We start from the raw sequence: 8,790 nt of genomic DNA, 5'->3' as shown, positions 1-8,790 counted from the left end.
TCGGTCAACGATCTTAACTGCTACATACCCATCATAATAAGCATGCATCAGCGCATTGACTAAGGCCTCTTTGACAGCTAATTTAAGATCAGCATAGTAAGTACCACGTGTGAAATCAGCATCTTGTAAATATTTATCATCGATCCCTGCTACTAATTTGGGTAAAACGATATTATAAAAAGAAAAAATATTCAGGCTTGGAAAATTCATATCTCCAACTGATACACGATCTTCCCAATCGATATCACTATCCTTGGCATATTTCATGTAATCCAACTGAAAGCGTGGAAAACGATCCATGATCGCACTGAATTTTCCAAAAAATAGTAATCCTCCTTCTGATAGTTTCAATTCATTTTCATTACTGGTTCGATCCTTTTTCAAAACACCGATATCCGATAAAAATTCTTTAGTATCAGTCGCTATATTAGCTTTTTTGGCTTTGAGCAATGATCTATAACTTTGTAGATCAGCCCGTTCAAGATCATCTAGCCCAAAATTGTTCAACAGACGTGTATCGATCTCCCCTTGCCGCTCGATCGCAAAATATTTTAGTTGTTCCTCTGTTGCCAAACGATCACCATCATCTGTTCTAACATAGGTTCCTTTAGTTACACTGACTGGACGAGAATTGTATTGCTCTGGATGAATGATCACTTGGAGTAATTGCTTTTGCTCATAAGTTGTGATCAAAACATCATCATTATTGATGATCGGTCGACTGATACACTCGAGGTTGTTATTGCCATTAAAGATCTGCGTTCTGATCTCAGTTGCATCCTTTACACCAACTACTTGATAGATCCCCTTTTTATCTTCACTAACTCCTAGCACGATCAAACCACCATCGGTATTGGCAAACGCACTTACTGTCTCCCAAAAACTTTTAGATAACTTACTTTGCGATAGCTTGTATTCTAATTCCTTACTTTCAGCAGGCTCAGTAAAATGTTTATGCTGTGCCTGCTCTGAAAAATCGATAAAATTCATGTTTGTTCCTCCCCAAATCGTACAGAATCTTTTTTTTTTCTTTTTTTTTTTGCTCCAAGCCCCGTCATAATAGTATTTTTTCTTTTTTTTTTCGTACACTTTTTTGGACTAGCAACTTTATTTTATCCTTATCTTAGTGAATCAAATTTAAAATTGCAATTTAATTGATCATTTATTAATAATGTAAACTAAATAAAAAAATTATACACATTATTTATATTGATGATATGATAATATAATAATTAATGATAATTATTTATCTTATATTTTAGAAAGGAATGATCACTATCAAGACTATCAAAAAATTACAGAACTTATTTCCTATACTTTTATTATTAACAACTCTAATTTTTATTATCAGCGCTTGTAGTTCTAAAGATAAATCTAAGAACCTTACAGTGACTGCAGATAAAACTATTATGCTGTCAAAAGATTATCAAGCAAAAATGACTATAAAAACCAATTTTGACGATACAAAATTCATAGTTACTAAGGGAAAGAAGACATACCAATCCAGAAGTTTTAATTCTAAAAAAGAAGCTAGCTTATCTTTCAAAGATACTGGCGAATATACTCTAACAGTTAATGGTAATAACGAAAGTATTTCAAAAAAAATATCAGTTACCCCATACACTGTGAAAGTCGATAAATCTACCACTCCAATTGATAATACACAATACACCATAAAAAAAATCGTGTATGAAAAAGTCAAAAAGTCAAAAGAGCCCACAGATGATGCCGAAAATAATATGCATGACTATGCTTTGCTAAATGACTATTATTATCGTGCAACTATTTACTACGAATTACGTAATAATGGATCTAAGGCTATTGATCTATCATACACATTTGCATCTCCAATTGATGATAGTGGAAAAGATTACCCACTACTTGAAGGCAATACCGATGCATATAGTTATGATTCTATGGATGGGGTACTTCAACCTAATACTAGAAGAACTGGTTATTTTGTCATGATCTCTAACTCACCATTTACCTTAAATCATTTAAAAATAAATATCAGCTCATATTTCGGAACAGATTCTGATATTATTGGTGAAGGTGGAATTTCTGAACTAGATTATACTGGTACAAGTTCATCAACTACAGTAGATAAAAAAGTACCGCCTACATCTACTGAACAAAATACTGACGATAGTGCTGGCAACGAAGCAACTTACGACGAAGATAGTTACGATGACACCGACACTTCTGATGAAGCAGATATTGATACTGATAATGACGAGTATACTGAAGAATCTTAATTAAAAGCTTAAAATAAATATACACGATCAGGGAGTAACGATTTAACATATCGTACTCTCTTTTCTTATAGAAAAAGCTAGCAAGAACTCATCTCGCTAGCATTTAATATCTCATCTAAAAAATTATTCGTCGGAAGACATCAAAACTTTGGTCCACCAACACCACGCAGATCAGCTAAGGCTTCACCTTGGATAAAAGCTTCCAAATTCAAAAAGCAAGCTTTTGTTTCCGGAGCTAAGGTCACAGCCTTAAAACCGATCGACCGAGTAAATAAATTATACAAACGAAGCAATGCATAATCAGATGCCTTATAGCTAGCACCATCATCACTCAAAGTTTTTAAAGTATCTGCCAAAAGCTCTAGTAGTTCGTTTTCATCCTTAGTCGGAACAAATGTATGCTGACAGCTATCTGCCAGTAACTTAACTAAGCTGTGAGCTTTTTGTCGTAAAGCCTTATCCATCTTCATCGCCTTCCTTTCTAGCCTAAGTATACTAAAAGCACTTTGACTGATCACAAACTTATGCTCAGCATTATTTATAACCTCTCTGCCTAAACATAATTGGTAACAAAATGGTTAATACGATCTCCCAGCAAAGCATGATCAAGATCTGCTTTGATGAGTAATTTGCGAAGTAAAAAGCGTTCTCTGCAAACGATAACGGTATATATCCCACCAATGCTTTAGTCGCACCGATATTCGAAACTATATTCATTACAGGTACGCCTAATCTTAAAATAAGTAACAGCGCAATGAATGAATAAAGTGTATTTTTTATCAATAAGACTAAAACACTCCCTAAATCAAACAAAAATATCCCATAAAGGACATAGGAAGTAATAAGATGCCCTAAAACACTTACTAAGTTCACGTTCGTACCATAAATATAGTATTCAATAGCTACTTGGCTAAAAGCAACTAAGGCAATTATTACACTTGATCCGACCATGACAAGTAATTTTCTCACTATTATCTCAACATCACTTCGATTGCTGACTCTGATCATATTGATCGCCTTACTTTGAAATTCCTTTCCAAGGAGATCCACTGCCATAAAGATCAACAAAAAATCTGAAATAGTAGAAAACATTGCGTATATATTTTCTACTCGATACGCACCTCCAAGATTTTGCCGTGCATAAATAATACTAAAACCAGCCAGAAATGATATGATCAATAATATCAACGTACTTAGTCTGCATGTATCCTGCACAAAAAATAATATCTTTTGCTTACTCTTCATTAAAATACACCTCGCTTAAACTTACCGCTTCTGTATAATAGTCAACTTTGTTTTCTTTTAGAAACGTTTCAGCAATACTGATGTCAGAAACAATAACATCTTTGCCTTTATTCTTAAATTCGATTTTGCCCTTCTCAAATAAGCAAACAAGTTCTTTTTGACTAATGTTATATGGAAATATTTTATATTGACCAACACTAGAATCGATCAAGGTGATCTGCTTATTCTTCAAAACAAGACTTTTATTGCATATCTTATCGAGGTTTGACAAAATATGACTCGATATGATAAATGTTATCCCTAATTCATGCGATAACTTCTTTATCAAATTCAATAGTTCCACAGTACCAGTTGGATCTAGACCATTTGTCGGTTCATCAAGTAATATCAATTCCTCTGACGCTAGCAATGCTACAAATAGTCCTACTCTTTGCTTCATTCCTAATGAAAGTTTCGATACCTTTTTATTTAGATATTTACCGACATTCAATACGTCCTTGAATTCTTTTATCTTTGAATACGGCTTAGCATACAATCTACAATAGAATTTTAAGTTTGCTAGAACTGTCATATCATTGTACAAACTTGGTTCTTCGATCAAGATCCCAATACTATCAGTATTGACTTCCACTTCTCCTGTATAGGACAAAAGTATCCCAGAGATCACCTTCATTAAAGTCGTCTTACCAGCGCCATTTTCCCCTACTAACCCTACAATATCGCCTTGATCGATCGTTATATTTATCTTTTCTAGGATCGATCTATCTTTATACTTAAAACTTAGCTCTTTAACGTTCAAAACATGCATAATTACACCCTCAATCTATGGTTATTTTTAAAATATCAATTAATGACTCGACATCTTTTTTCATCTAATTTATATAAAGCACCCATGAAAAAGCGTCAGGCTGTCGTATCTCTGAATTTCTAAAGTCGCTTTAACTTCCACGGGAAAATTTGATTCTACTTGTAAGTAAAATTCTATTTCTATGAGAATTTTATTATATCTTATCCAAATTTTGGATTTTTATTTTAAACGTTGATTTTTTTATGATTACCGACGATTAAAACGTTTTACTTCTGCGTTAATATTTTTTGACTCTAAGCTATCTTTTAGAGTACAATCTTACCAGAGAGGGGGCGATATGTTTTCTGCTTTTATTATCAAATTTATCTGGTTTAAATTTAAGTGAGAAAACTAAATTTAGATGATAGTAAATATAGTTGAATTGTTATCGTTTGATTTTATTAGTTCTGCTCTATTTTTTTCCTTATTTAACGTCCTGTCTTCAAAGAAATTGTCTTTAAAACTGATATGCATCGAATTCATTTACATAGTGCTAATTACTTTTCTTGATTTTGGAGCAATATCTATGTTGGGGTTTGTGCTTGTTCCGTTGTTCCATTGTTTGATCTACTTTATCCGAGGGAAAAACTTCCAATATGACTTATTTTGTTTTATGGTCTCCACTACTGTTGGAGTTATCATAGCAGAATTTGCAGTTTTGAGCAGTCTCTGTTTAAAAGGGCTATTTCATTTTTCTGTCGTATTCTTGGCACTCATCTTCGAAATTATTATGTTCATAGTTGTAATTTGGCTATTTAAACGTTTCAAGATCTTAGAAAGTATCCAACTCGTAGGACATAAAAAAGAAGCGCTTATTGCGAGCACGATCATTTTTCTCTTTGTTTTGGTAATTCAATCTTTAGTTGATTATTCTGGTATGTCGAGTTTTACATTGATTTTTGCAGTTAATTTTATTCTTTTTACTATTGCAATTGTGATTTTTGTATTTTTACTATTACTCACATCATCCCGCAATAGTGTACTAATTTATAAACAGCAAAAACAACTTCATGACTTTGAAAAGTATTCTGCAGAACTATCAAATAATTATTATAAAATTGATTCTTTTAGACATGATTATAAAAATTTGTTGATAGCACTAGGAGGAGTGATCGAAAAGGAAGGGAGTCCCTCACTTAAAAAATATTTCAATGAGCTAACTTCTTATTCTGAAACGCATCTTTTTGATGAAACTTCTACATTTTCGGCTACCCTGCCATTACTGAAAAATACGGCATTAAAGAGTTTAATAATTTCAAAAGCTGATAAAGCACATCTCTTAGGCATTGATTTCAACTGTGACGTTACTGGCGCTATCCATTCTCTTATTGTTAACGAAATAGATATTATTCGAATTGTATCTATTTTGCTGGATAATGCACTTGAAGCGACCCAAGATCAAACTGATCCTATTGTTAACCTATGTTTAGATTCTTTTGGTGACCAAGGATACGATATTATTGTCCAAAACACTTTAGCGCTGGAATATTCTTCCGACCTCAATAATTGGTTGAAAGTAGGATATTCATTAAAAGGTGAGGGGCATGGGCATGGACTTCCGATCGTTACTAAAATCATTGGTGATAATCAAAATATGCAGTTTGATATTGCTATTGTTAATAACACGGTCATTGTTACTATATCCGTAGAACCTTTTAATAATTTAGGGGGGACAAATTATGCTTAATATAGTTGTTGTTGAGGATGACTTGGCTCAACGAATGGAACTCGTGTCATTCATAAAAAAATACGTAGCTTTTGAAGGTTTAGACGCCGAAGTAGTTTTGGATACGGACTCGAGTCAAAACACACTAGACTTTACTGCTAGAAATGATTCAAAAGATTTTCTTTTTTTCTTAGATATTGGTTTAGCCTCTAATAAATTAGCCGGGATCCAACTTGCTAAAAAATTACGAACTAAATTTCCTCATGCTGACATTGTCTTCCTAACTTCACACGTAGATCTCTCATTACTAGCTTTAAGAAATCGGATCGCATCGTTAGATTATATCGGTAAAGACATGAATGAAAAGGATATCCAAAACTCGATCCGTAAAGATATCAAGTTAGCTCTCAATAATTTACAATATGTTAGGAAACGAGAAACCTTTACATATAAACATCGTAACAAGTTTCTCAATATTCCATTGGACGATATCTATTATTTTGAGTCTGACTCCACTGGATATGATCCCACTATCTTGTATGGTAAAAATAGAGCCATATCTGTCTCATATGCCCTCAAATCTATCGAAAAGGCACACCCTCGTCTCTTTCGGTGCCACCGATCATATTTGGTCAACCTAGAAAATATTGTTTCTTATAACTATACAGAAAGAAAAATTTATTTTGATGTAGAAGAAAAGATAAGTTGCCCCGTATCTATACGAAAGGTAGCCGCTCTAATACAATTATTAAAAAAGTAAATATTTTAGATAAGCTCTGTAGGAATAGTTCTGTCTATTTTCACAAAGCTTATTGTCTCTTTGCTAAGATATGTTTGGAAATAGCTCCTAAACAGTTTGGACCTGTTTTATTTTACTATCTATATCTCTCCCATACCGTGCTGTACTCTTTATCGTCCATAAAAAACAGGTATAGTCTATTAAAGCTACACCTGTTTTTATTACGTTTGTAATACCCGTGATCTCATAGACGGTATTATTTTGACTAGTCACCAAGGCACCTCCCCTTGTCGTGTATCGTTCTCGGATTTTTACATAGAAAAACACCATAAAACAATGCAACTAATAAGTAATTGCCAGATACCTAATATCCCTTTAAAAGTATTATATTTTTTGGTATGAAGGACATATGTCTTATTGATCAAATATTCACCGCAAAAAACAGTAATACAATTAAAGAGCACGAAAAATATATATTGAGTAGTTGTTCCTACTAAAGCCCATGAACAAACAAGCGCTAACGCTGTAAATACTACTGTAAGATAATATTTATCGAAATATTGCATAGAATATTTGTTAAACATTGTGATCCCCCCTAACAAAATAACGATCCAGCTTGATAAACCAGTCCGATCAAAATTGGCGCAATCACTACTGTTGGTCCTGTGATCCCTAATAAAGCCCCAGCAACTGCATAAGCACCTGAATGGACATATCCAATAAACTGTAAAGCTTTCGCACAAGTTTCACTTCCTTTGCGAAGTACAGAATAACTAGATACAAATTCATCTTTATTTTCTTCAAAATAATTATTGATCTGCGCTAAAACAGTGTCTACTTGAGTATACGAGTAACCATTTTCTGCAAGTTTTTTAGCTACTTCATCTTTATTTTTGATATATACTTCAACTGCCCCATCCATATGCTTAATAACTCGAATATTTTTTTGAATAACATTTGAAACTTCATTATTTACATATTCCACATTATTCATATTGTTCTCAACCGAATTAGCAGAAACAGCATCATTGGATGAATAAACGAATAATGATATCATTGCAAATAAACTTAGAATAGCTAACTTATAAGCTTTACTAACCATACTACTAATTCCTAACATTATTAAACACTCCTTTTCATTGACTTTTGGAACCTCTTACAATGTTTATTGTACACAATATTATTCATAATTGTCAAATTATACATCCATTCATTAAAAGTAATAATTATCTTTTTAGTGTATTCATACTGAGCGAGTGGTTTATCCAAAACACAAGGATATGTGCCGAATATAAATATGAGCGTTATGGTAATTGAGTGCTGATCCACCAATAAAAATCAGTTGCACTCATCCAAAAAAAAGCTACCTTAAAAATAAGCATCAAGGTAGCCCCGTTATTATTGTTCTAACTTTTTGATAACATCTTTTGTTTGCTGTAATTTTTCATAGCTTTGAGCAAAGTGCTCGGAAACATACATGTAAAATAACACATCGACCACATAAAGTTGCGCCATCAGACTCATTGTAGCCGCAGTACGCATCTTGTAATCTTCGCCTGAGACTGAATGCAATAAACAATCAGCTAACTTGGCAAGCGTCGAGTCTTCTCGGCCACTGATCACAATAAGTGGAATGGTCATTTTTTGTGCTAGTTTAGCGATATCTAAGACTTCTTTTGTTTCACCTTTCATCGAGATCGCAAGAAATAAAGCATCATTTTGGTGAACTGCTAGTGCTGACACAAATAGGTGGATATCTTGCAGAAAAACCACTTTTTTGCCGATCCGACTGAATTTTTGGAAGATGTCTTGGGCTACGATCGCAGAAGCTCCGATCCCAAAAACAAAGATCAGATCTTTGTTTGCGATCATAGTTACAGCTGTCTTGATCGCTTCATCAGCTAAAGCATCATTAGTCGTTTCTACCATGTGATTGATCCGGACTTTTAATTTATTCTTGAGTGAACGTGGTGTTTCGGCATCACTGACTTCTTCATAGTACTTTTTATCATCTGCATGAAAAGCATAGGTCGCACTC

Annotated in this window: 9 protein-coding genes; 3 read left to right on the top strand and 6 right to left on the bottom strand. The window is 33.5% G+C overall.

Annotation, left to right across the window (positions count from 1 at the left end):
• On the bottom strand, positions 1 to 990 hold a 990-nt coding region (locus Q9Q35_RS05690), incomplete at its 3' end, for a helix-turn-helix domain-containing protein (RefSeq protein WP_304652539.1).
• Between the two features lie 278 nt (positions 991 to 1,268).
• On the opposite strand from Q9Q35_RS05690, the gene Q9Q35_RS05685 reads away from it, so the two are divergent.
• The gene (locus tag Q9Q35_RS05685) at positions 1,269 to 2,255 is read left to right on the top strand and encodes a hypothetical protein (protein WP_304652538.1); all 987 of its coding nucleotides are present in this window, start codon (positions 1,269 to 1,271) and stop codon (positions 2,253 to 2,255) included.
• 140 nt (positions 2,256 to 2,395) lie between these two features.
• Here Q9Q35_RS05685 and Q9Q35_RS05680 read toward each other — a convergent pair whose 3' ends face one another.
• The 3 genes from Q9Q35_RS05680 to Q9Q35_RS05670 all read right to left on the bottom strand — a co-directional run bounded on the left by Q9Q35_RS05680 (position 2,396) and on the right by Q9Q35_RS05670 (position 4,308).
• Positions 2,396 to 2,725, bottom strand: coding sequence for a hypothetical protein (locus tag Q9Q35_RS05680; RefSeq protein WP_304652537.1), 330 nt, complete (start codon positions 2,723 to 2,725; stop codon positions 2,396 to 2,398).
• Positions 2,726 to 2,789: 64 nt separating this feature from the next.
• The gene (locus tag Q9Q35_RS05675; RefSeq protein ID WP_304652536.1) at positions 2,790 to 3,500 is read right to left on the bottom strand and encodes an ABC transporter permease; all 711 of its coding nucleotides are present in this window, start codon (positions 3,498 to 3,500) and stop codon (positions 2,790 to 2,792) included.
• The gene (locus Q9Q35_RS05670; protein ID WP_304652535.1) at positions 3,490 to 4,308 is read right to left on the bottom strand and encodes an ABC transporter ATP-binding protein; all 819 of its coding nucleotides are present in this window, start codon (positions 4,306 to 4,308) and stop codon (positions 3,490 to 3,492) included. The genes Q9Q35_RS05675 and Q9Q35_RS05670 overlap by 11 nt, the downstream gene beginning before the upstream one ends.
• Before the next feature lie 565 nt (positions 4,309 to 4,873).
• Between Q9Q35_RS05670 and Q9Q35_RS05665 the strand changes: the two genes are divergently transcribed.
• On the top strand, positions 4,874 to 6,034 hold the full coding sequence (locus Q9Q35_RS05665) for a sensor histidine kinase (RefSeq protein ID WP_304652534.1): 1,161 nt from the start codon (positions 4,874 to 4,876) through the stop codon (positions 6,032 to 6,034).
• Positions 6,027 to 6,773, top strand: a complete 747-nt coding sequence (locus Q9Q35_RS05660; protein ID WP_304652533.1) for a LytTR family DNA-binding domain-containing protein — start codon at positions 6,027 to 6,029, stop codon at positions 6,771 to 6,773. The genes Q9Q35_RS05665 and Q9Q35_RS05660 overlap by 8 nt, the downstream gene beginning before the upstream one ends.
• Before the next feature lie 574 nt (positions 6,774 to 7,347).
• Here Q9Q35_RS05660 and Q9Q35_RS05655 read toward each other — a convergent pair.
• Together Q9Q35_RS05655 and Q9Q35_RS05650 are read right to left on the bottom strand one after the other, a co-directional pair.
• Entirely contained in the window at positions 7,348 to 7,872 is a 525-nt protein-coding gene (locus Q9Q35_RS05655; RefSeq protein WP_304652532.1) for a hypothetical protein, read from the bottom strand.
• A gap of 278 nt (positions 7,873 to 8,150) precedes the next feature.
• The coding region (locus Q9Q35_RS05650; RefSeq protein WP_304652531.1) for a MurR/RpiR family transcriptional regulator at positions 8,151 to 8,790 on the bottom strand (640 nt) is incomplete at its 5' end.

Origin of the sequence: uncultured Ligilactobacillus sp., assembly GCF_948826705.1 — a bacterium.
GTDB lineage: Bacteria > Bacillota > Bacilli > Lactobacillales > Lactobacillaceae > Ligilactobacillus.
The sequence above is the reverse complement of the archived record's forward strand: the minus strand, read 5'-3'. Positions and strand labels throughout refer to the sequence as shown.

What these genes read in the sequence shown, in the direction of transcription:
- Q9Q35_RS05665 (WP_304652534.1), top strand. Translation starts at nt 4,874, where the DNA reads ATGTTGGGGTTTGTGCTTGTTCCGTTGTTCCATTGTTTGATCTACTTT.
- Q9Q35_RS05675 (WP_304652536.1), bottom strand. Translation starts at nt 3,500, where the DNA reads ATGAAGAGTAAGCAAAAGATATTATTTTTTGTGCAGGATACATGCAGA.
- Q9Q35_RS05670 (WP_304652535.1), bottom strand. Translation starts at nt 4,308, where the DNA reads ATGCATGTTTTGAACGTTAAAGAGCTAAGTTTTAAGTATAAAGATAGA.
- Q9Q35_RS05660 (WP_304652533.1), top strand. Translation starts at nt 6,027, where the DNA reads ATGCTTAATATAGTTGTTGTTGAGGATGACTTGGCTCAACGAATGGAA.
- Q9Q35_RS05680 (WP_304652537.1), bottom strand. Translation starts at nt 2,725, where the DNA reads ATGAAGATGGATAAGGCTTTACGACAAAAAGCTCACAGCTTAGTTAAG.
- Q9Q35_RS05655 (WP_304652532.1), bottom strand. Translation starts at nt 7,872, where the DNA reads ATGTTAGGAATTAGTAGTATGGTTAGTAAAGCTTATAAGTTAGCTATT.
- Q9Q35_RS05685 (WP_304652538.1), top strand. Translation starts at nt 1,269, where the DNA reads ATGATCACTATCAAGACTATCAAAAAATTACAGAACTTATTTCCTATA.